General features: G+C 69.6%; 22 protein-coding genes. 8 read left to right on the plus strand and 14 right to left on the minus strand.

The window, feature by feature from the left end; genetic code table 11:
• Window positions 1-7: 7 nt before the first annotated feature.
• Window positions 8-700: a hypothetical protein gene (locus C6V83_RS05495; RefSeq protein WP_105941550.1), complete on the minus strand. Its 693-nt coding sequence runs from the start codon at window positions 698-700 to the stop codon at window positions 8-10.
• Window positions 700-2322: a peptide chain release factor 3 gene (locus tag C6V83_RS05500; protein WP_105941551.1), complete on the minus strand. Its 1623-nt coding sequence runs from the start codon at window positions 2320-2322 to the stop codon at window positions 700-702. The genes C6V83_RS05495 and C6V83_RS05500 overlap by 1 nt, the downstream gene beginning before the upstream one ends.
• A gap of 183 nt (window positions 2323-2505) precedes the next feature.
• Between C6V83_RS05500 and C6V83_RS05505 the strand changes: the two genes are divergently transcribed.
• A complete protein-coding gene (locus C6V83_RS05505; RefSeq protein ID WP_105941552.1) occupies window positions 2506-4026 on the plus strand; it encodes an ATP-binding cassette domain-containing protein in 1521 nt (506 codons plus the stop codon).
• A 1-nt stretch (window position 4027) separates the two neighbouring features.
• On the opposite strand, the gene C6V83_RS05510 is transcribed toward C6V83_RS05505, so the two are convergent.
• Window positions 4028-5044 carry a beta-ketoacyl-ACP synthase III gene (locus C6V83_RS05510; RefSeq protein WP_105941553.1) on the minus strand — a complete coding sequence of 339 codons (1017 nt, stop codon included), beginning with the start codon at window positions 5042-5044 and terminating at the stop codon, window positions 4028-4030.
• A 94-nt stretch (window positions 5045-5138) separates the two neighbouring features.
• Between C6V83_RS05510 and C6V83_RS05515 the strand changes: the two genes are divergently transcribed.
• Window positions 5139-5609 carry an SRPBCC family protein gene (locus C6V83_RS05515; protein WP_105941554.1) on the plus strand — a complete coding sequence of 157 codons (471 nt, stop codon included), beginning with the start codon at window positions 5139-5141 and terminating at the stop codon, window positions 5607-5609.
• A gap of 147 nt (window positions 5610-5756) precedes the next feature.
• Here the strand turns inward: C6V83_RS05515 and C6V83_RS05520 are convergent, their stop codons facing one another.
• Window positions 5757-6584 (minus strand): AraC family transcriptional regulator, encoded by an 828-nt coding sequence (locus tag C6V83_RS05520; RefSeq protein WP_105941555.1) that lies wholly within the window; start codon window positions 6582-6584, stop codon window positions 5757-5759.
• Window positions 6585-6647: 63 nt separating this feature from the next.
• Here C6V83_RS05520 and C6V83_RS05525 point away from each other — a divergent pair, with 63 nt between their 5' ends.
• Entirely contained in the window at window positions 6648-7166 is a 519-nt protein-coding gene (locus C6V83_RS05525; RefSeq protein ID WP_105941556.1) for a VOC family protein, read from the plus strand.
• 12 nt (window positions 7167-7178) lie between these two features.
• Here the strand turns inward: C6V83_RS05525 and C6V83_RS05530 are convergent, their stop codons facing one another.
• From C6V83_RS05530 to C6V83_RS05540, 3 genes are all read right to left on the minus strand, one after another.
• Window positions 7179-8300: a beta-ketoacyl-ACP synthase 3 gene (locus tag C6V83_RS05530; protein ID WP_234353872.1), complete on the minus strand. Its 1122-nt coding sequence runs from the start codon at window positions 8298-8300 to the stop codon at window positions 7179-7181.
• Window positions 8301-8364: 64 nt separating this feature from the next.
• Window positions 8365-9633: an MFS transporter gene (locus tag C6V83_RS05535; RefSeq protein WP_105941557.1), complete on the minus strand. Its 1269-nt coding sequence runs from the start codon at window positions 9631-9633 to the stop codon at window positions 8365-8367.
• Window positions 9630-11000 (minus strand): GH1 family beta-glucosidase, encoded by a 1371-nt coding sequence (locus tag C6V83_RS05540; protein WP_234353873.1) that lies wholly within the window; start codon window positions 10998-11000, stop codon window positions 9630-9632. Before C6V83_RS05540 ends, C6V83_RS05535 begins: the two co-directional genes overlap by 4 nt.
• A 175-nt stretch (window positions 11001-11175) precedes the next feature.
• Between C6V83_RS05540 and C6V83_RS05545 the strand changes: the two genes are divergently transcribed.
• Entirely contained in the window at window positions 11176-11979 is an 804-nt protein-coding gene (locus C6V83_RS05545) for an SGNH/GDSL hydrolase family protein (protein ID WP_234353874.1), read from the plus strand.
• Window positions 11980-12003: 24 nt separating this feature from the next.
• Here C6V83_RS05545 and pth read toward each other — a convergent pair whose 3' ends face one another.
• On the minus strand, window positions 12004-12576 hold the full coding sequence (gene pth, locus C6V83_RS05550; protein ID WP_407646271.1) for an aminoacyl-tRNA hydrolase: 573 nt from the start codon (window positions 12574-12576) through the stop codon (window positions 12004-12006).
• 8 nt (window positions 12577-12584) lie between these two features.
• Window positions 12585-13196 carry a 50S ribosomal protein L25/general stress protein Ctc gene (locus C6V83_RS05555; protein WP_105941558.1) on the minus strand — a complete coding sequence of 204 codons (612 nt, stop codon included), beginning with the start codon at window positions 13194-13196 and terminating at the stop codon, window positions 12585-12587.
• A gap of 165 nt (window positions 13197-13361) precedes the next feature.
• Between C6V83_RS05555 and C6V83_RS05560 the strand changes: the two genes are divergently transcribed.
• A complete protein-coding gene (locus tag C6V83_RS05560; RefSeq protein WP_105941559.1) occupies window positions 13362-13814 on the plus strand; it encodes a limonene-1,2-epoxide hydrolase family protein in 453 nt (150 codons plus the stop codon).
• A 13-nt stretch (window positions 13815-13827) separates the two neighbouring features.
• Here the strand turns inward: C6V83_RS05560 and arsC are convergent, their stop codons facing one another.
• Entirely contained in the window at window positions 13828-14169 is a 342-nt protein-coding gene (arsC, locus tag C6V83_RS05565) for an arsenate reductase (glutaredoxin) (RefSeq protein WP_105941560.1), read from the minus strand.
• Between the two features lie 23 nt (window positions 14170-14192).
• Here arsC and C6V83_RS05570 point away from each other — a divergent pair, with 23 nt between their 5' ends.
• Entirely contained in the window at window positions 14193-14801 is a 609-nt protein-coding gene (locus C6V83_RS05570) for a hypothetical protein (protein ID WP_159067449.1), read from the plus strand.
• Here the strand turns inward: C6V83_RS05570 and C6V83_RS05575 are convergent.
• On the minus strand, window positions 14779-15186 hold the full coding sequence (locus tag C6V83_RS05575; RefSeq protein ID WP_105943742.1) for a DUF5313 family protein: 408 nt from the start codon (window positions 15184-15186) through the stop codon (window positions 14779-14781). The two genes, C6V83_RS05570 and C6V83_RS05575, sit on opposite strands and share 23 nt — an antisense overlap.
• A 93-nt stretch (window positions 15187-15279) precedes the next feature.
• On the opposite strand from C6V83_RS05575, the gene C6V83_RS05580 reads away from it, so the two are divergent.
• Window positions 15280-15744 carry a MarR family winged helix-turn-helix transcriptional regulator gene (locus C6V83_RS05580; protein ID WP_105941562.1) on the plus strand — a complete coding sequence of 155 codons (465 nt, stop codon included), beginning with the start codon at window positions 15280-15282 and terminating at the stop codon, window positions 15742-15744.
• Here C6V83_RS05580 and C6V83_RS05585 read toward each other — a convergent pair whose 3' ends face one another.
• Together C6V83_RS05585 and glmU are read right to left on the minus strand one after the other, a co-directional pair.
• A complete protein-coding gene (locus tag C6V83_RS05585; RefSeq protein WP_105941563.1) occupies window positions 15745-16722 on the minus strand; it encodes a ribose-phosphate diphosphokinase in 978 nt (325 codons plus the stop codon). It abuts the gene before it with no gap.
• A complete protein-coding gene (glmU, locus tag C6V83_RS05590; protein ID WP_267893970.1) occupies window positions 16719-18200 on the minus strand; it encodes a bifunctional UDP-N-acetylglucosamine diphosphorylase/glucosamine-1-phosphate N-acetyltransferase GlmU in 1482 nt (493 codons plus the stop codon). The genes C6V83_RS05585 and glmU overlap by 4 nt, the downstream gene beginning before the upstream one ends.
• A gap of 88 nt (window positions 18201-18288) precedes the next feature.
• On the opposite strand from glmU, the gene fabG reads away from it, so the two are divergent.
• Window positions 18289-19044 (plus strand): 3-oxoacyl-ACP reductase FabG, encoded by a 756-nt coding sequence (gene fabG / locus C6V83_RS05595; RefSeq protein ID WP_105941565.1) that lies wholly within the window; start codon window positions 18289-18291, stop codon window positions 19042-19044.
• 15 nt (window positions 19045-19059) lie between these two features.
• Here the strand turns inward: fabG and C6V83_RS05600 are convergent, their stop codons facing one another.
• Window positions 19060-20283, minus strand: a complete 1224-nt coding sequence (locus C6V83_RS05600; protein ID WP_105941566.1) for an oxygenase MpaB family protein — start codon at window positions 20281-20283, stop codon at window positions 19060-19062.
• Window positions 20284-20345: the final 62 nt, after the last annotated feature.

Here is a 20345-nt window from a genome sequence, read left to right on the forward strand (position 1 = left end):
TCGTTCCTCAGGGACGCACCGCGAACCACCCGGAGAGGGCGGCCGTGGGCGGCGGCTCGACGAGGTCGTCGGCCTCGTAGTCGACGTCGTCGGAGGGCAGGAACGGGTTGGCGGCGCGCACCGTCGCGCGGGGGCAGTCGAACCGGCCTGCCGCGCCCTGTGCGGTGACCGTCGTGAGCAGCAGTGAGCATTCGCCGGAGTGGTAGTACGCGCCGTCGACCGAGATCCCCACTCGGGCAGGGATCGGATGATCGAGGGGGCCGACACGCGGCACGTAGCCGTTGTCGAGGGGCGGAAGCCGACCTCCGGTCAGCGCGACCGTCTCGAACTCCACCTGCGCCCCTTCACCTTTCGGTCCAGCGAAAGTGAACAGCAAGGTGTCCGGGGGCACCTGGGGGTCGGCCGGCCCGGACTTGGCGAACTCCACGCACACCTGCTCGCCGCCGTCGGGCCGCACGGCTGCGTGAATCGACCCGCTCCGGTACTCCAGGCCGTACCCCGAGCGGGTGACCCGCCCGGACGGCGGCGGGGTGTGGCAGGCGGCCGCCTGATGCCGGGTGGCCGGGGGCGCGCTCGCCGGGACCGTCGTGGGCGGTTCGCCGGTGACTTCGGCGTCGTCGCCGGATCCGCCGGAGGACTCCGCGCAGCCGGTCAGCACGACGGCGAGCGCCGCCAGCGCCGTGAAGTGCCGTCGCAGCATCAGTCCGCGGCCGCCACGAGGGGTGCCAGCTCGAGCGAGGGGAACTCCTTCTCGATGAACTGCAGTCGCCACTTGTCGCTGAACAGCGCGAGGATGGCGCCGTCGCTGCGCGTGAACACCTCGACGCCGCGCTGCTTGGTCAGTTCGGGGGCGCTGGCCTCGTCGGTGCGGCGGGCCAGCGAGAACCCGAGCGGTTCGATGACGGTGTCGACGTTGAACTCCGCTTTCATCCGCGCGGTGACCACCTCGAACTGCATGGGACCGACTGCGGCCAGCACCGGGGAGGCGTCGCCGCGCAGGTCGTTGCGCAGCACCTGGACCACGCCCTCGGCGTCGAGCTGATCGATGGCCTTGCGGAACTGCTTGTACTTGTCGGCGGTGGTGACCCGCAGCGCGGAGAAGTGCTCCGGCGCGAACGAGGGGATCGGCGGGTACTGGATCTTCGGATCGATGAACAGCGTGTCGCCGGGGGCAAGGGCCATGGCGTTCACCAGGCCGACGACGTCACCCGGGTAGGCCGTGTCGACGGTGGAGCGGTCGCGGCCGAACACCGCTTGGGCGTACTTGGTCGCGAACGGCTTGCCGGTCTGCGCGTGCGTGACGACCATGCCGCGCTCGAACTCGCCGGAGACGATGCGCATGTATGCGAGACGGTCGCGGTGGCTGGAGTCCATGCCGGCCTGCACCTTGAAGACGACGGCGCTGAACGGGTCGGTCACCGCGCGCTCGGTTCCGTCGATGCCGGTCCGGCCCGCCGGCGCCGGAGCGTATTCGACGAGCGCCTCGAGCAGTTGGCGCACACCGAAGTTCAGCATCGCGGAGGTGAAGATCATCGGGGAGGTCTGGCCGGCCAGGAACATCTCCTGGTCGTGGTCTTGCCCCATCTCGCCGAGCAGCTCGGACTCCTCGACGGCGGCGGTCCAGGCGTCGCCTTCGGATTCCAGCGCCGCCTCGGGAGAGAGGATCTCCTCCGGCGCGATGGTGGAACCGCCCGCGGTACGGGTGAACTTGATGAACTTCCCGGTACGACGATCCAGCAGCCCGCGATAGTCGCCGGCGATGCCGACCGGCACGTACAGGGGGGTGGGGATGAGGCCGATGCGCTCGGTGATCTCGTCGATCAGTTCCAGCGGCGACTGGCCGGGCCGGTCCCACTTGTTGATCACGGTGATCACCGGGATGCCGCGGTGGCGGCACACCTGGAAGAGCTTGAGCGTCTGCGGCTCCAGGCCCTTGGCGGCATCGATCAGCATCACGGCGGCATCGACCGCGGTCAGCACCCGGTAGGTGTCCTCGGAGAAGTCCGAGTGACCGGGCGTGTCGACCAGGTTGATCACGTTCGGCTCGTCAGGAGCGGGCGACTCGCCGTCGGGTCCGGTGGGCGTGTAGTTGAACTGGAGAGCGGTGGAGCTGACCGAGATGCCGCGCGCCTTCTCCATTTCCATCCAGTCCGAGACGGTGGAGCGGCGCCCGCCCTTGCCGTGGACCGCGCCGGCCTCGCTGATCATGCGGGCGTGCAGCGCCAGTGCCTCGGTCATCGTCGACTTACCGGCATCCGGATGGGAGATGATCGCGAAGGTCCGGCGGCGCTTGACCTCACGGGCGATGGACTCAGAACTCACCGGTCCACGCTATCGGGCGGCCCGGTGGTCAGGCAAAAAGGTGTGGCGGGCCGACGGCCGCGTTCGCTAGTGTCGACGTCGTGCAGTACTTGTTCTTCGGCTGAGGTGGCCGCGCTTTCGCCCGCCACCCGGTACAGCCCGCGTCCGCCTTCGGAGCGGACGCGCTACGAAGGACCCCTCACCATGTCTCGCACCACCCGTGTGCGCGCGGCTGCTCAGATCACCGCGCGCGACCTCACTCTGACCCGTACCGGCCGGCCGATCGTGACCGGCCTCGACCTCACCGTCTCCGCCGACTCGCGTCTGGCGATCGTCGGCGAGAACGGCGCCGGAAAGTCCACCCTCCTGGCCGCGCTCGCCGGCTCGCTCGACCCGTCCTCGGGCACGGTCGCGGTCCACGGCCGGATCGCCGTCGTGGAGCAGGAGCTGCCGACAGGCCCGTCGACTCCGCTCAGGACGGGCGGTCGCACCGTCGACGATGCGATCGACGTCGCGATTCGCGACTCCCGCGAGGCGCTCGACGATCTCGACGCCGCGGCGGCAGCACTCGCCGAAGAGTCGCCGGGAGCGGCCGATCGCTACGCGGCGGCACTGGATCGGGCAACCGCGCTCGATGCGTGGGACGCCCAGCGGCGGGTCACCACCGCCCTCGAGGCGCTCGGCGCCGAGACCGACCGGAGTCGGCTGCTCAGCGAACTGTCGGTGGGTCAGCGCTACCGCGTGCGGCTCGCCTGCGTGCTCGGCGGCGACGCCGAGATCCTGCTGCTCGACGAGCCCACCAATCATCTCGATGCACAAGGTCTGGTCTTCCTGACCGAGAACCTGCGCAGCCGTGGCGGCTTCGCGGTCGTCAGCCACGACCGGCTGCTGCTGGCCGACGTCGCGGACACCTTCGTCGACCTCGATCCGAGTTCGGACGGCCGGCCGCGGATCTACGGCGGCGGGTACGACGGATACCGCGCCGGGCGTGCCGCCGAGCGGGCGCGCTGGGAGCAGCTGCACGCCGGTCAGCTCGCCGAGGGGGAGCGGCTGCGGGAGCAGTTGCAGTCGGCGCAGAACCGGCTCGTCACGGGATGGCGGCCGGAGAAGGGAACCGGCAAGCACGCTCGGGCCAGCCGCGCGCCGTCTGTCGTGCGCAACGTGAAGCGGCGGCAGGAGGCCCTGGACGCGCATACGGTTCCGGTGCCCGCGCCGCCCAAGCGGCTGTCGGTGCCCGACTACCCGGTGCTTGTCGGCGGCACGTTGCTCGCCGCCGACGACGTGACCGTCGACGGCCGGCTGACGGCTCCGGTCGAACTGTCCGTGCGTGCCGGTGACAAACTGCTGATCTGCGGCCCGAACGGAGCAGGCAAGTCGACGCTGTTGTCGGTGCTCACCGGTGAACTGCCGCCGACCGGTGGAGCGGTGCACCGGCACCCGGGTGCTCGGCTCGGGATCCTCCGGCAGGAGTCCGATCCGTCGTCGGGGTACGCGCAGTCGGTGGGGCAGCGTCGTCGTCACGCACTACTGGAGGTGCTCGCCGGAAAACCGGACGTGGTGATCCTCGACGAGCCGACCAATCACCTGGCGGCGGCACTGGTCGACGATCTGACCGAGTCGCTCCGCACGCATGCCGCCGCGGTGATCGTCGCGACTCACGACCGGACCCTGCTCGACGCGCTCTCGGACTGGCCGCGCCTCACCCTCGGTGACGGAGCGCGCTGAATCACTCGAAGGGGATCGGCGGCAGCTTGACCACCTGGGCGGCGTAGCTGAGGCCGGCGCCGTAGCCGAGGAGCAGGGCCGTGTCGCCGGGCTTGGCCGCGCCGGTGGAGAGCAGTTCTTCCATCGCCAGCGGGATGGATGCGGCCGACGTGTTGCCGGTGGTCTCGATGTCGTTCGCGACCACGGTGCTCTCCGGGAAGTGCAGGTTCCGCGCCAGCAACTCGTTGATCCGGGAGTTGGCCTGATGCGGGACGAAGACGTCGACGTCGGATGCGTCCACCTTGGCGACGTCGAGCGCCTTCTGGGCCGCCTTGCCCATCTCGAAGGCGGCCCAGCGGAACACCGCGGTGCCCTCCAGCCGGAGGAACGGGCGCTGGACGCGGTCGCCGTCGAGGAAGGTCACCCAGTCGATGTCCTGCCGGATCGCGTTGTACTGGGAGCCGTCGCTGCCCCACACCACGGGGCCGAGCTCGAGCTCGTCGGTCGGACCGAGCACCACCGCGCCCGCGCCGTCGCCGAAGATGAAGCAGTTGGTGCGGTCGGTCATGTCCAGCGCGATCGACAGCTGCTCGGCGCCGATCACCAGGACGTTGGTGGCGCTGCCGCCGCGCAGCATGTCCGCGGCCAGCGACATCGCGTAGCCGAAGCCCGCGCAGCCGACGGTCACGTCGAAGGCGGGCACCCCGTTGGCGCCCAGTTCGGTGGCGATCTTGGTGGCGCCGGCCGGCGTCAGCAGCAGATGGGTGTTGGTCGCCAGAATCACCGCATCGATGTCGGCGCCGGACAGCAGCGCGTTGGCGATGGCCTTGCGTCCGGCATTGACACCCATCTCCACCACGTCTTCGTCGCGGCGGGCGAACCGCCGCGACTTGATGCCGGTGCGCGTGTAGATCCACTCGTCGGACGAATCGATGTGTTCGCAGATCTCGTCGTTGGTCACGACCCGCTCGGGGCGGTAGGCCCCGATCGAGCGAATGCCGAACTTCGTGATGCCGGGTGCCTGTGCGATCTCCACCATGGAATCCAATGTGGCACGAGTTGCCGCTACTGGGAAGTACCGGACGGGATTCGACCTGCTCGCCGAGGTTAATGAAACCGGTTACCATTTGAGTATGCAGCGAGTGTGGTCGTTCGAGCAGAGCAGCGAGGTCCGTGCGCCGGCCGACGCGGTGTGGGCCAGGGTCGTGACCCCCGAGGGCATCAACGACGAGATGCGGCCGTGGATGACGATGTCGGTGCCTCGCGGTGCCGACGGGATCACCATCGACAGCCTCGAGGTCGGCCGCCCGATCGGCCGCGCCTGGCTGCGCCTGTTCGGCGTGCTGCCGTACGACTTCGATCACCTGTCGATCGCCGAACTGGATCCCGGCCGGTCCTTCCGGGAGGAGTCGACCATGCTCAGCATGCGTCGCTGGACGCACGAGCGGACCGTGGAACCGATCGACGACGGCCGCACGCGGGTGACCGATGTCGTCACCTTCGGTCCGCGACTGGGGATGATTCTCGCAGGGCCCGTGCTGTGTCGTGTCCTCGCCGCCTTCTTCCGTCACCGGCACCGCCGGCTCGCGGCACACTTCGGGTGAGCGGCCGGCGACTGGGTCGGTCTCGATACGGCTCGGCTGGGTCTCGATACGGCTCGGCGAGCGCCTCGCCTACTCGACCACCAGCTCACTTGCCGTCTACACGACCACCGGCTTCCTCGTCTACTTGACCACCAGTTTCCTTGCCTCCTACTCGACTTCCGGGGATTGGCCGGGAGTCGGCTGGTCGCGGCGGTACGACGTCGGGGTGCTGCCGAGCACTCGCCGGAAGTCCGCGGTCAAGTGGGCGTGGTCGGCGTAGCCCAGATCGGCGGCGATCCGCCCGACCGTCAGCGCCGGGTCGTCACGCAGCCGCTGAGCCGCCTCCTGCAGCCGGTAGCGGCGGATCATGCTCAACGGCGGAAGTCCCACATACCGGCGGGCGAGCCGCTGCACGGTGCGGACGGACGCGCTCAGCCGCTCGGCGAGTTGGTCCACGCGCACGATCGATCGGTCGTCGGCGACGAGTTGCTCCATCGTGTTGGCGAGCAGGCCGGACTCGTCCGGCGGCCCGATCCGGTCGGCCGCCCAGGCGGCGAAGGCCTCCACGGCGCCGGTGATCGCCGAATCGCCCTCGGCCTCCAGCGATGCCGGTTCCATCGCCGCGGTCACGACCGCGTGCAGATCCGCGGCTGGGAAGGGCACCTCGATGTCGCGTATCCGCCCCGGGGCGGGGTGCAGGGCGGCGATGCCCGCGGGGCGCAGGGACGTGCCGACCGCCCATCCGCGCCCACTGAGATCCCGATGCGATGCGCCGGTGGTCGGCCCGGCCAGGGTGACCCCGTCGAGCTGAACCACCAGGTTGGACGCGGGGAAAGGGAGGAGTCGCTGGCGCGAGACCCGGCCCGCGGGCAGATCCCAGCGCGGAATCCAGAACCAGCGGATCCGGTCGGTCAACGCCTCCGGGGCGGGGACCCGTGTGAACGTCGGCAAGCGGTCGGGGAAGAGGATGCCGCGGCCGTCGTCGGTACCGTGCACCGGGCCTCCCAGTCGTCGCGAATCTTCTAGTCGTGCGTGCCGCCGGCTGCGTACGGTCGCTTCATGGACACCAACATCTCACCGGCACGCGGAGTGACCGGACAGCACACCACCGACGGCGTACCCCACGGAGCGACGAGCCTGACGCCGTTCCTCGCCGTTCCGAAAGCCGCCGACGCCCTCGAATTCTATCGATCGGTGTTCGGCGCCCGGGTCGTCGACGTCACCGAGATGGGCGGCGTCGTGGTGCACGCCGAACTCGACTTCGGCCACGGCCGGCTGCAACTCGGAGAGCCGAATCCGGAATACCGGCTGGTCGCCGCCCCGGACCCAGACGACGCCTGCTACTCGATCGGCCTGTACTGCGCCGACGCGGACGCGCTGGTGGCCCGGGCCGAGGCGGCCGGGGCGACGGTCCGGGAACCGCTGTCGACCTTCGTCTCCGGAGATCGTTATGCGTCGATCCGCGATCCGTTCGGGGTGCGGTGGTCGATCATGACGCGCGTCGAGGACCTCTCCGAGGAGGAGAGCGCCCGCCGGGTCGTCGAGTGGGCGGCCGAGCAGGAGAACTCCGGGGCGTGATCGGGTGCGGGGTCAGTCCGCTTCGATCGCCGCGAGGTGCGCGGGCAACGGGCCGACCGGCTGCTGATCGAGACCGTCGAAGCTGGAGATCTTCGGCGCGGGCGGGAGCGTGACCACCGCGCCGGCATAGCTCAGGCCGGCACCGAAACCGAGGAGCAGAGCGGTGTCGCCGCCCTTGGCCTTGCCGGTGGCGAGCATCTCCTCCATCGCCAGCGGGATGGATCCGGCCGACGTGTTGCCGGTGTTCTCGATGTCGTTGGCCATCGGGAGGTCGTCGCGGAAGCCGAGGTTCTTCTTCATCAGCTCGCTGATCCGGGCGTTGGCCTGGTGCGGGATGAACACGTCGATGTCGTCGACGCCGGCGCCGGAGTCGGTGAGCAGGGACTTGAGGGCCTTGGGCAGCGTCACCGCGGCCCAGCGGAATACGGCGGGCCCCTCCATGCTGATGATGAGGCGGCCGACGGGGTCGGTCTCGGGATCCTTGTGCTGGTACTCGACGGAGCGGGCCATGTACTCGACGGTGTCGCGGTTCTGGCTGATGGCGCCGGCGTGCTCGCCGTCGCTGCCCGACACGATCGGGGAGATGCCGTTGCGCTCGGAGGGACCGACGACCACGGCGCCGGCGCCGTCGCCGAAGATGAAGCCGGTGCTGCGGTCCTTCGGGTCCAGGCCGACCGACATGGTCTCCGCGCCGATCACGACGGCGTAGTTCGCGCTGCCGGCCCGGATCGCGTCCGCGGCCACCCCGAGTCCGTAGCCGAAACCGCCGCAGCCCGCCGTGACGTCGAAGGCGGGGATGCCGTTCAGCCCGACGTCGTAGGCGACGGACGGGGCGCCGTGCGGCACGTTGTACGGCCAGCTGCTGGTGGCGAACACCATCAGGTCGATCTTCTCGCGGTCGACGCCGGAGTTGACGATCGCGCGCTCGGCGGCCTGGGCGGCGATGTACCGCATGTCCTCGTCGCCGGTGACGAAGCGGCGGTTGCGGATGCCGCTGCGCTCGAAGATCCACTCGTCCGACGAGTCCATCACCCTGCAGAGCTCTTCGTTGCTGACGCTCCGTGCGGGGCGGTAGGCGCCGACGCCGAGCATCGACACGTTCGCATGACCCTTCGGGATGACGAGTTCTGCCACGGAGTTCCGTCCTTGTCTTCAAGCGCAACGGCACCGGTCGGCGTCGTCCCTCGCTACGGAAATGTTAGCTAACGGTCACCGACGGGTCGTGAGCCCTATGGCCTTCTTTCGCGAGCGCGGTGAGCAGTCCGCCGGTGGCCGACACCGCCGCGCCGGTGGCGAACAGCAGCCAGAATCCGCCTACTGCGGCGACCAGGGCGGCGCCGAGGAGGGGGCCGATCAACTGGCCGAGCGCAGCGGCCGTGTTCACCACACCGAGGTCGCGGCCGTGATCCTCCTGGAACGGCAGGAGGTCGGTGGCGAATGCCAGGCCCACCGTCGAGAACGCGCCGTAGCCGATGCCCATCAGCGCGGCGCCGAGCATCACCGCGCCGAAGGAGGGGTGCACCAGAATGACGACGCCGGAGAGCGCCTGCACGCCCGTGGCGGCGACCGCCAGGCCGCGTCGCCGTCCCGTTCGGTCCGAGTACAGCCCGAAGACGACGGACGAGGCCACCACGAACACGGTGTACACCAGGACCAGCACCAGCAAGTTGCCTTCGGCCTCCGCAGTGGGCTGACCGAGCCCGTAGAGAAGGTAGAACAGGAACAACGACGTGCCCAGCGCGTTGCCGACGTTGGTGACGAAGCGGCCGGTGAGCACCCACGCGAAGTCCCGGTCGCGTAGTGAGCGCAGCACATCGCGCTCGGCCAGGGCTGCGTGGACCTCGCCGGGCGAGCGGGGATCGGGCAGGCCCAGGGCGGCGAGGGTGCCGCCGGTGGCGAGCGCGACCGCCAGTACTCCGTAGCCGGTCGAGGTGCTCAGGCCGAGCAGCACGATCACCCCGACCCCGAGGATGACGCCCGCGGCCTGCGACGAGCTGACTGACGACGCCGCGACGCCGCGCTGGTCCGGCGGCAGCTGATCGGCGATGAGCGCGGTGAACGCAGCCGCCGCGACGGCGATACCGGTGGAGACGCCCACCCAGGCCGCACCGACCAGGATCGGCGTGTGGGCCAGTCCGGTCAGCACCAGGCACGGTGCGGCCAGCCAGATGCCGCCCAGCGCCCAGCCGCGCCGGCGCCCGCCGAGGCGCGCCGGGAGCCGCCGGGCGCGGGTCCGGTCCGAGAGGGCGCCTGCCAGCGGGCCGGCGAGCACCCCGGCCAGGCCGCCGACTCCCAGAATCAGGCCGGAGATCACCACGCCCCGCACCCAGTGATCGCCGCCTGCGGACACCTGCTCGTCGAGCTGTAGCGGGAGGAGTAGTTGCAGGGGTGTCAGCTGCGCTGTCCAGATGACCAGCCAGGCGAGGGTGAACAGGGCCAGCCAGCGTCGCCCGACGCGCGCGTTCACCGATCCTCGGCGCCGGCCGTGCGGGCGGCGGCGATCATCGCTCGATACCACTCGTACGACGCCTTCGGTGTGCGGCGCCCGGTCGCGTAGTCGACATGGGTCAGCCCGAAGCGCTGTGTGTACCCGTCGGCCCACTCGAAGTTGTCCAGCAGCGACCACACCGTGTACTCCTCGACGTTCGCTCCGGCCGCGCGGGCGTCGCCGACCGCACGCAGGTGCCCGTCGAGGTAGGCGATGCGCTCGGCGTCGTCGATCCGCTCCGCCGAGTCCGGTTCGGGGAACGACGCGCCGTTCTCGCTGACGATCAGCGGCGGCAGAGCGTCGCCGTAGCGGTCGGTGAAACCGGTCAGCAGGGACGTCAGCGCCGCGGGCATGATCGGCCACTCCTCCCCGAATCCGGTCACCGGGACGCCCGGGGTGGGCAGGATCTCGAACGGGATCGGGCTGCCTTGCGGCGGCGCTCCGACCGTCGTCGGATTGTAGAAGTTCACCCCGTAGAAGTCCGGCCGCGTCGCGATCAACTCCAGGTCGCCGTCGGCGATCGGCAGGTCCGGGCCGCCGAACGCCGACAGATCCGGGTACTCGCCGAGCAGGATCGGCTCGGCGAACATCCGGTTGTGCAGCACGTCGTACGCGGCGGCGGCCGCCGCATCGGCGGTGGACCCGGAGCGCGGCAGCACCTGCGTGTGATTGTTCGCCAGGCCGACGGCCTCGGCCCCGGCATCGCGCAGCAGCGGCATCGCCAGACCGTGCGCCAGCAATTGGTGGTGCACGGTCGGAAGAGCGTCGAAGAGCAGGAATCGGCCCGGCGCCAGCGCCCCGATCGCGTAGCCCTGGAGGGTGGTCATGGCCGGCTCGTTCAGGGTGTACCACTGCTTCACGCGGTCGCCCAGACGCGCGGCCACCAGCCCCGCGTAGTCGGCGAACCGATGGGCGGTGTCCCGGTCCAGCCAGCCGCCCGCCGCTTCGAGTCCGGTCGGCAGATCCCAGTGGTACAGGGTGGGGAAGGGCGTCACGCCGGCCTCGAGAAGCTGGTCGACGAGACGCGAATAGTAGTCGAGCCCAACGGGATTCGGTTCTCCGCGCCCGTCGGGCTGGACGCGCACCCAGGAGATGGAGAACCGGTAGCGGTCCAGGCCGAGCCCGGCCGCGAGGGCGACATCCTCGCGCGAGCGGTGGTAGCTGTCGGGGCCGGGGTCGGCCGTCGAACCGTCGATCACGTTGCCCGGTGAGTCGGCCCAGTCGTCCCAGATGCTCCGGCCGCGGCCACCCTCGGTACGGGCTCCCTCGATCTGGAAGGCCGCGGTGGCGGCGGAGAATCGCAGGCTGCGCAGGTTCGCTGAGGGTGCGGGGGTGATGTCGGACACGGGCGTCAGGCTAGCCGATGTGACGCGATGTCGGTACGGAATCGTACTCAACCCTTGTACTCGTGAGTAGGCCCTGGCTACGGTGATCGGTGATGTATCTGACAACAAGGGGTTCAGTGTGATTCAGCACCGTAGTGTCCGAAGTGTTCTCGTCCGTCTCGCTGCGGCCGCAGCGGTGGCGGTTCCGGCCGTCGTCCTCGTCCCGTCCGCAGCGGCCATGCCCGATCCGGCCCCGCGCGGCGCGCAGTACGTGTCGCTCGGCGACTCGTACGTCGCGGCCGGCGACATGGGGAACGGCACCAATCCGTCGGCGGGCTGCGCCCAGGCGCCGGACAACGTCGGGCACCTGGTCGCGCGGCGCATGCCGGGCGTGAGCTTCGCCGACTGGTCGTGTTCGGGCGCCGACACCGACGACATCACGAAGGTCACCGACAAGGGGCCGCAGATCCGGGGCCTCAGCGAGAAGACGCAGTACGTCTCGCTGTCGATCGGCGGGAACGACGACGGGATCTTCGGCGATCTGATCAAGCAGTGCGTCGTCGGAGCACTGTGCCCGGCCGGCGCCGAGAAGGACGCCATGGCCAAGATCGACAAGCTCGAGCCCCGCCTCGACCGCACGTACGCCGCGGTGCGGGCTGCGGCGCCGAACGCCCAGGTGGCCGTGATCCCCTATCTGAAGATCCTGCCCGACGACCCGCGCGGCTGCTTCGTCGACGCCGTGATGGGCGCTCCCGCGGTGAAGAGCGCGAATCGCGTGCAGAAGCGGCTCAACGCCACGATCACCGAGGCGGCCACGCGGGCCGGGTTCACCGTCGTCGATCCGAACACCCTGCCCGGGCGCGACATGTGCGGACCCGACGGAAAGCGCTTCCTCTCGTTCACCGGCATGCTGCCGGGCGAGAACGGCACGCCGATTCACCCGACGCTCGCCGGGCGCAAGCACACCGCGAAACTGGTCGCCGCGGCCTTCACACGGTAGGGGCCGGCTCGGCGGGAGGCTGCGCTACCAGCCGTGCACGACGTTCTGCGCAGCCTCCAGGCCGTTGCGGACCAGCAACTCGGCGGCGTCGACGCCGTTGCCGATCAGCAGGTCCACCTCGGCCCGGTCGGCCGAGGGAAAGGGTTTGAGGACGAAGTCGGCCGGATCTTGCCGGCCGGGGGGTCGTCCGATGCCCAGGCGCACGCGCTGGTAGTCGCGGGTGCCCAGCGCCTGGCTGAGCGATCGCAGGCCGTTGTGGCCGCCCTCGCCGCCGCCGCGCTTGAGCCGCACCTGACCGAAGTCGATGTCGAGCTCGTCGTGCAGCACGATCACGTCCTCGGGCGCGACTCCGTAGTACTTGGCCAGCGGGCCGATCTGCCGGCCCGTGACGTTCATGTAGGTCCGCGCCTTGGCCACCAGCACCGGCTCCGTCGTCGCGCCTGTCGCAAGGCGGACGGTGGCGACCTCGGCGCCGGACTTGCGGTGCACGGTGTACTTCTCGCCGTACGAGAAGACCAGGCGGTCGGCGACCATCGCGCCGACGTTGTGCCTGGTCTTCTCGTAAGCGGGACCGGGATTGCCCAGTCCGACGATCAGCGTGGGAATTACTCCGCAGCTCCCTCGGCGGCCTCGGCGGCGGCCTCTTCCTCGGCGGCCTCTTCCTCGGCGGAGGCGGCCTGCGCCTCGTTGACCGACGCGACCAGCATGTCCTCGTTGGAGACCAGGGTGGAGCCCTCGGGCAGGGTGACGTCGGCGGCCGTGATGTTGGTGACCGGGGTCAGGCCCTCGACGCTCACGACGATGTGCTCCGGGATGTGCAGGGCCTCGGCCTCGATCTCGATGAAGCTGGCGTCCTGGAACACCAGGCCGCCGGGGCCGGGCTCGCCCTCGATCAGCACCGGCACCTCGACGGTCACCTTCTCGCCGCGGCGGACGATCAGCAGGTCGACGTGCTGGATGTAGTTCTTGATCGCGTGGACGTCGACCTGCTTGGTCAGCGCGAGCTGGCTGCTGCCCTCGATGTCCAGGTCGATGATGGCGTTGGTGCCGTTGGCGCGCAGGATGGCGGCCAGCTCCAGGTTCGGGAGCAGCAGGTGCTTGGGCTCGGTGCCGTGGCCGTAGAGCACGGCCGGGATCAGGCCCTCGCGGCGGGCGCGGCGGGCGGCGCCCTTGCCGGTGTCGGTGCGGGTGACCGTGGTGAGCGTGCTGGTCGACATGATTCTCTCCTTCTGGTGGGTGGTTCCGCGGCAGACGACGGCCGAGACAGAACACCTTCCCGCCGGTGCGGGGGAGAGCGCTTCCTCGTCGCGCCGATAACGGTGAACACCACCGTGCGGTGGGCACCCTCGCCGAGACAACGGGCGCCAGCCTACCATGAGGCGATGACCTCTCAGCAACCCGCGGACCTGGTGACCGGCTTCTTCGCAAGTCTCGCGCAGGGACGCGTGGACGACGCGTTCGCCCTGATCGACGACGACATCGTGTACACCAACGTGGGCCTGCCCACGATCCGCGGCCGCCGCCGATTCGAGGCGTTGATGCGACGACTCAACAGCGAGCGCATCGGGTTCGACGCCGAGTTCCTGGCGATCGGAGCGAACGACGACGGGGTGGTGCTGACCGAGCGCCTCGACGAGCTGCGGGTGGGTCCGTTGCGGCTGAGGTTCTGGGTGTGCGGCCGCAACGAGGTGCGCGACGGCCGGATCGCGGTCTGGCGCGACTACTTCGACGCCTGGGACTGCACGCGTGCCTTCGCCCGCGCGCTGGCCGGGGTCGTCGTTCCGTCGCTGAACCGGAAGCCGCTTGCCGCGCCGGTGTCCGCGCTGCCGGGCTGAGGGTCGGGTCTCGCTAGAGGATCGCGTCGACGTTCTCGACGGGGCGGGCCAGGCGGGTGCCCTTGTCGGTCACCACGAACGGGCGCTCGACCAGGATCGGGTGGTGGACCATCGCGTCCAGGATCTGATCGTCGGTGGCGGCCGCGAGATTCAGGTCTTTGTAGAGCTGTTCGCGCTTGCGGACCGCTTGTGACGGAGTCAGTCCGGCGTCGTCGAACATCTGCTGCAACTGCTCGCGCGTCCAGCCGGCGTCGAGGTACTTCACCACGGTCGGTTCGACTCCGTTTGCGCGGAGTCTGTCCAGCGTCTTGCGTGAAGTCGAACAGCGGGGATTGTGATAGATCGTCGCGTCCACCTTCTCACCGTACCGTCGTTACCGTGGACGGCATGGACACCGGTGGTGTGGTTCGTGTGATTCGTCGCATCTCGGCGGCGGCTGTGGCGTGCGTGCTCACGGTGCTTTCGGCGTCGTTCCTGGCGCCCGGAACCGTGTGCGCATGCAGTTGCGCCCCGTACGACGCCGCGGAGGTGGCCGCGAACGCGGCGGTGATCGTCGTGGGCACGCCCGTGGAATCCCGGGACGGTCGTTACGGGCAGCAGTACGTGGTGCAGGTCGACCGCAGCTACAAGCACGCGGTGCCCCGGACGATCACCGTCGGCACCGGGACCGGCGGCGGTGACTGCGGAATGTCGATGGAGATCGGAGACCGGCGACTGCTGGTCCTGAGCGGCGGATCGATCCACGACGACGTGCCGTCGTCGGACTGGTACGCCTGGCTGTGCACCAACCTGGGCGGTGACGACGTGCTCACCTACGCGGGTGCGCCGCTGGAGCCCCTGCCCGGTGCGGGGCCGCAGGTTCCGGGGGAGGGTGCCGACGGGCTCTCGGAGGGTGCGCTGACCGGCATCGTCCTCGGCTCCGTCGGCGGCGTCGTCGTGCTGACCGCGGCCGGGTGGCTGCTGGTCAGACGTTCGCGTCGTCGCTGACCGGAGCGGCACGGCGAGCCGCGTAGACGGCCTCGTACTCGGCCTTCGCCTTTTCCGCGGCCGCTTGTTGGCGGTACGTGTGCGGGGTGTCGCCGAGGCCGTGCTTCATCAATCGGCGCACCCGGTTCTGGTCCATATACGAGAGGGCGAAGATGAATGCCAACAGCATGCTCAGCAGGACCATCAGACCGCGGACCCACAGCGGGCCCGGGAACGCGAAGAACAAGACCAGGTAGACCGGGACGAAGCAGAATTGCGACCGCAAGAAGTGCCGGGGCGTGGCGGTCCGCCCCATGAGGTCGTTGGCGACCCAGTCGCGCTTGCTGTCCGGCAGCCGGGCGCCGTAGGCGTAGGCGATCCACTGCACGGGATTCGGGCGGCTCATCGGTGGCACCTCCATTTATGTCGTGCGCTATTTAAATGCTCACGATACATCTGGTTTCGATCGTGCGCTACTCGATCGCGCTATATTCGATGCATGGGAAATCCGGGTGTCGCGATCGACGGGAATCCGCTGCTGTTGGAGAGGCAGGTCTGCTTCGCCCTCGCCGTCGCGAACCGGTCGGTGCTCAAGATCTACCGTCGCCTGCTGGAGCCGCTGGGGCTGACACACCCGCAGTATCTGGTGATGCTCGCGCTCTGGGAGCACGATCGGCTGTCGGTGAAAGAGATCGGCGCGCTGCTTCAGCTCGATTCGGCCACGCTGTCACCGCTCCTCAAGCGGCTGGAGGCCAACGGCCTGATCCGGCGCCGGCGGTGCGACGAGGACGAGCGCAGCGTCGACGTCTGTCTCACCGATGCCGGCCGCGCGCTGCGGGACCGCGCGCTGGAGATCCCGGGACAGGTGGTCGCGGCGCTGAACGTGAGTCTGGACGATCTGGCCGAACTCCACGCCGTCCTGACCAAGGTCAATGCGGCCGCGCTGCGCGCGGGCGGGGCCTGATCAGGCGTTGCCGTCGAACAGGCTGGTGACCGATCCGTTCTCGAACACCTCACGGATGGTCTGCGCCAGCAGCGGGGCCATCGACAGAACGGTGAGGTTCTCGAAGCGCTTCTCCGCCGGGATCGGCAGGGTGTCGGTGGCGATCACCTCGCGGGCGCCGCACGACGACAGGCGCTCGGTGGCCGGATCGGAGAACACCCCGTGGGTGGTGGCGATGATGACGTCGCCGGCCCCGGCCTCCTTGAGGACCTTGACCGCGCCGGCGATGGTGCCACCGGTGTCGATCATGTCGTCGATCAGCACGCAGGTCTTGCCCGCGACTTCGCCCACCACGCGGTTGGCGACGATCTGGTTGGCGACGTCGGGGTCGCGGGTCTTGTGGACGAACGCCATCGGTGCGCCATCGAGCGCGTCGGCCCACTTCTCGCCGACCTTCACGCGGCCGGCGTCGGGGGAGACCACGCAGATGTTGTCGGTGCCGTAGTGCTCGCGCACGTACTCGGCCAGCTGGCCCTGCGCGTGCATGTGATCCACCGGGCCGTCGAAGAAGCCCTGGATCTGATCGGTGTGCAGGTCGACCGTGATGATGCGGTCCACCCCGGCGGTCTTGAGCAGATCGGCGATCAGGCGCGCCGAGATCGGCTCGCGGCCGCGGTGCTTCTTGTCCTGGCGGGCGTACGGGTAGAAGGGGAGCACCGCGGTGATGCGCTTGGCCGAGCCGCGCTTGAGCGCGTCGACCATGATCAGCGTCTCCATGATCCACTCGTTGACCGGGAACGGGCAGCTCTGGATCACGAATGCGTCCGAGCCGCGCACCGACTCCTCGAAGCGCACGAAGATCTCGCCGTTGGCGAAGTCCCGGGCCTGCTGCGGCGTCACGCTGACGTTCAGCTCGGCGGCGACCGCGGTGGCGAGGTCGGGGTGTGCGCGGCCCGAGAAGAGCATCAGGTTCTTCTGGGCTTCGGTGGTCCACGTCATGGGGTGCTCTCCTGTTGGGCTGCCTGGTCGGGTCCGGTCTGGTTCTGGGCTGCACGGGCCGCCTGAGCCGCCCGGCTGGTGGGTCGTTTGGTCTGGACCCAGTCGGGGATGTTGCGCTGCGGACCGGCCGACACCGCGAGGGCCCCGGCCGGGACGTCCTGCCGCACGACGGTCCCGGCGCCGGTGTACGCGCCGTCGCCGACCGTCACCGGTGCGACGAACATGTTGTCCGATCCGGTCCGGCAATGCGAACCGATCACGGTGCGGTGCTTGTTCTCGCCGTCGTAGTTGACGAAGACGCTCGACGCGCCGATGTTGGTGTGTTCACCGATCTCGGCATCTCCCACGTAGGTGAGGTGCGGAACCTTGGTGCCGGCGCCGATCTGCGAGTTCTTCACCTCGACGAAGGCACCGATCTTGCCTCCGTCGCCGAGGTCGGTGTCCGGGCGCAGGAAGGCGAACGGGCCGACGGCGGCGCCCGCGCCGACGGTCGAGGCGCTGCCGTGTGTGCGGATCACCCGGGCCCCGGCGCCGACCACGACGTCGGTGAGGGTGGTGTCCGGGCCGACCACCGCGTCCGGGCCGATCACGGTGCGGCCGCGCAGCTGGGTGCCGGGCTCGACGGTCACGTCCTGCCCGATCTCCACGTCGACGTCGATCCACGTGGTGGCCGGGTCGATCACCGTGACGCCGGCCAGTTGGTGGCGGCGCACGATGCGGCGGTTCAGTTCGGCGGCGAGCTCGGCGAGCTGGACGCGGTCGTTGCAGCCGGCCACGACGGCGGGATCGTCGACCACGTGCGCACGGACCGTGCGCCCGGCCTCCCGGGCGATCTGCACCACGTCGGTCAGGTAGTACTCGCCCTGCGCGTTGTCGGTGGACAGACCGGCCAGAGCGGTGCGCAGCACCGCCGCGTCGAACGCGTAGATGCCGGCGTTGACCTCGTCGATCGAGCGCTGGGCCTCGTTCGCATCCTTGTGCTCGACGATCGCCGTGACCTCGCCGTCGGTCCTTTCGATCCGCCCGTATCCGGTGGGATCGTCGACGAGGAAGCTGGTCAGCGTGACCGCGGCAGCCGGTTCGGCGGTGTGCGTGTCGATCAGTGCGCGCAGTGTCGGCCCGTCCAGCAGGGGAGCGTCGGCGACGGTCACCAGGACCGTGCCGGAAAAGTCCTCGGGCAGGCCGGAGAGGCCGGCCCGGGCGGCGTCGCCGGTGCCGAGCGGCTCGTCTTGCACGGCGACGGTCAGGACGTCGCCGAGGTGCCCGGCCACGCGCTGGATCTCGGCAGTGACCTTCTCGCGCTCGTGGCTGACCACCGGAATCACGTGGTCGGGCCCGACCTCCTCGGCGGCGCGGAGCGCGTGGTGGACCAGGGACCGTCCGGCCAGGGAGTGCAGGATCTTCGGGGTCTTGGACTTCATCCGGGTTCCGGCACCGGCAGCCAGAACGATGACGGCGAGCTGGTCGTCGTTCGTCAATCCATTCCTCCGCGTCGGCGATGAACTCGCGTCGCTGATTAGCGGGCGCGCCGGTGAAATCCTACGCAATGGAAGTAGGGTTCCCGGCATGAGCACTCAGAAAGTAGCAATTGTCACCGGTGCGGCCCGCGGGATCGGCGCCGCCGTCGCTCGTCGTCTGGCTGAAGACGGCCTGGCCGTCGCCGTCCTGGATCTGGATGCGGCCGCCTGCGCCGACACCGTGGAGGCCATCGCGGCCGCCGGCGGGCAGGCGATCGCCGTGGGCGCCGACGTGTCCGACGAGGAGCAGGTCGCCACGGCCGTCGACACCGTGATCGCCGAGCTGGGGGCGCCGACCGTCCTGGTGAACAACGCCGGAGTCCTGCGTGACAACTTGCTGTTCAAGATGAGCGTCTCGGACTGGGACACCGTCATGGCCGTCCATCTGCGCGGCGCGTTCCTGATGAGCCGTGCGTGCCAGCGGCACATGCTGGAGGCCGGCTGGGGACGCATCGTCAACCTCTCGAGCACGTCGGCGCTGGGCAATCGGGGCCAGGCCAACTACTCGGCGGCCAAGGCCGGCATGCAGGGCTTCACCAAGACGCTCGCGCTGGAGCTGGGCAAATTCGGCGTGACCGCCAACGCGATCGCTCCGGGATTCATCGAGACCGACATGACCCGGGCGACCGCCGAGCGCATCGGAGTGCCGTTCGACGACTTCATCAAGGCCTGCGCCGAGGACACCGCGGTGAAGATCGCCGGGCAGCCCGAGGACATCGCCAACGCGGTCTCGTTCTTCGCCGACGAGCGCGCCCGCTACGTCAGCGGCCAGGTGCTCTACGTGGCCGGCGGCCCGAAGGCCTGATCGCGGGGAGCCGGCTCACCGGTACTTGGGGTTGTTCATCACCGGGATCTCGATGTTGATCGGGAGCCGGAGCTCGGACATGTACAGCAGCACGAACTGGCGCAGAAACTCGTCGAACAGCCAGTAGGCCTGTTCCGGGACGCCGCCGGTGAGCAGGCCCTCGCGGACCAGCACATAGGGTCCCCACGCCGTCTCCAGGAGCGGCGACCAGACGGGCTCGCGCGGAATGTGCAGCCAGCCGGCGATCTCGTCGCCGAGCATGTACCGGGTGATCGCGCCCAGGACGCCCCGGCTGAGGATCGTCAGGTCGAGGTGGTAGCCCAGGTCGAGCAGCATGCTCGCGAGTTTCCGGCCCTCGGTGGTGGGCGCCAAGATCGGGTCCAGAACCTGGCCGGCCTGCGACTCGGCCGTGGTCCAGTTCGCGGGGATGTACTCGTCCTTGATCCCGAGCAGGTGCGCGGCGAGCTGCCACGAGTGGAGGAACCCGGCGCCCTCCGCCGGATCCACCGGGACGCCCCACTTGCGGAACTGGCGCATCGCGCTGGTCGGCAGGCTGTGCCAGGTGACCATCATGTCGGCCTGGCTGATCGGCAGCTTCTCGCCGGACTCGGCCCCGCCCGACCAGTGCGGCGACTTCGGGAGCAGATGGCGCACACCCGAGTGCGCCAGTCGCGTCTTGACACAGGTGACCACCATCTCGCCGTCGGGCGCGTAGGCGTTGTGGGTGCCGATGTCGTAGCCGAGTTTGGCCGTCTTGGTGATCCGGTCCTTGAGGTCGTGCCCGCCCTTGGAGTAGTAGACCGCGCGCGCCTCACGGGGGATGACGGTGCTCATCATCCCGCTGACGAAGCCGTAGATCACTCCGAGGTAGGTGCCGCGCTTCTCGTTGAACTTGACCGCGGCGGCCAGCTTGCGGTGGTCGGTCCAGTCCGGGAGGCGGCGCGCCTCGGTCAGGAAGTCGCGGAGGTCTTTCGGGAGGCCGGCGGGGAGCGGCTGACCGTTCTTGGTCCAGTGTTTGAGCAGGGCGTTCACCCGAGGGAGCTGACCGCGCTTCGCCAGATCGGCGATCACGGCGTCGCAATCGGGATCCCAGACCCCGGCCGGGTCCGCGCCGACGCCCCGTCCGGGCACCGAACCGGCCGGAGACCAGGTCCAGGGTGTGGCCTGGGCGCCGGTCAGCAGTGCCGCGGCGCCCAGCGCGCCGCCCTTCAGCGCGGTCCTGCGGTTGAGTTGGGTCATGGCGTGGCTCCTTCGACTGGCCCCGACTCGATGGGAAATGAAACACATCCAACTGTCGTGTA

This window comes from Gordonia iterans, from assembly GCF_002993285.1.
Lineage (GTDB): Bacteria > Actinomycetota > Actinomycetes > Mycobacteriales > Mycobacteriaceae > Gordonia > Gordonia iterans.

What these genes read in the sequence shown, in the direction of transcription:
- C6V83_RS05555 (WP_105941558.1), bottom strand. Translation starts at nt 13,196, where the DNA reads ATGTCGACCAGCACGCTCACCACGGTCACCCGCACCGACACCGGCAAG.
- C6V83_RS05585 (WP_105941563.1), bottom strand. Translation starts at nt 16,722, where the DNA reads ATGACGTGGACCACCGAAGCCCAGAAGAACCTGATGCTCTTCTCGGGC.
- C6V83_RS05525 (WP_105941556.1), top strand. Translation starts at nt 6,648, where the DNA reads ATGGACACCAACATCTCACCGGCACGCGGAGTGACCGGACAGCACACC.
- C6V83_RS05560 (WP_105941559.1), top strand. Translation starts at nt 13,362, where the DNA reads ATGACCTCTCAGCAACCCGCGGACCTGGTGACCGGCTTCTTCGCAAGT.
- C6V83_RS05495 (WP_105941550.1), bottom strand. Translation starts at nt 700, where the DNA reads ATGCTGCGACGGCACTTCACGGCGCTGGCGGCGCTCGCCGTCGTGCTG.
- fabG (WP_105941565.1), top strand. Translation starts at nt 18,289, where the DNA reads ATGAGCACTCAGAAAGTAGCAATTGTCACCGGTGCGGCCCGCGGGATC.
- C6V83_RS05575 (WP_105943742.1), bottom strand. Translation starts at nt 15,186, where the DNA reads ATGAGCCGCCCGAATCCCGTGCAGTGGATCGCCTACGCCTACGGCGCC.
- C6V83_RS05510 (WP_105941553.1), bottom strand. Translation starts at nt 5,044, where the DNA reads ATGGTGGAGATCGCACAGGCACCCGGCATCACGAAGTTCGGCATTCGC.
- C6V83_RS05600 (WP_105941566.1), bottom strand. Translation starts at nt 20,283, where the DNA reads ATGACCCAACTCAACCGCAGGACCGCGCTGAAGGGCGGCGCGCTGGGC.
- C6V83_RS05515 (WP_105941554.1), top strand. Translation starts at nt 5,139, where the DNA reads ATGCAGCGAGTGTGGTCGTTCGAGCAGAGCAGCGAGGTCCGTGCGCCG.
- C6V83_RS05505 (WP_105941552.1), top strand. Translation starts at nt 2,506, where the DNA reads ATGTCTCGCACCACCCGTGTGCGCGCGGCTGCTCAGATCACCGCGCGC.
- C6V83_RS05580 (WP_105941562.1), top strand. Translation starts at nt 15,280, where the DNA reads ATGGGAAATCCGGGTGTCGCGATCGACGGGAATCCGCTGCTGTTGGAG.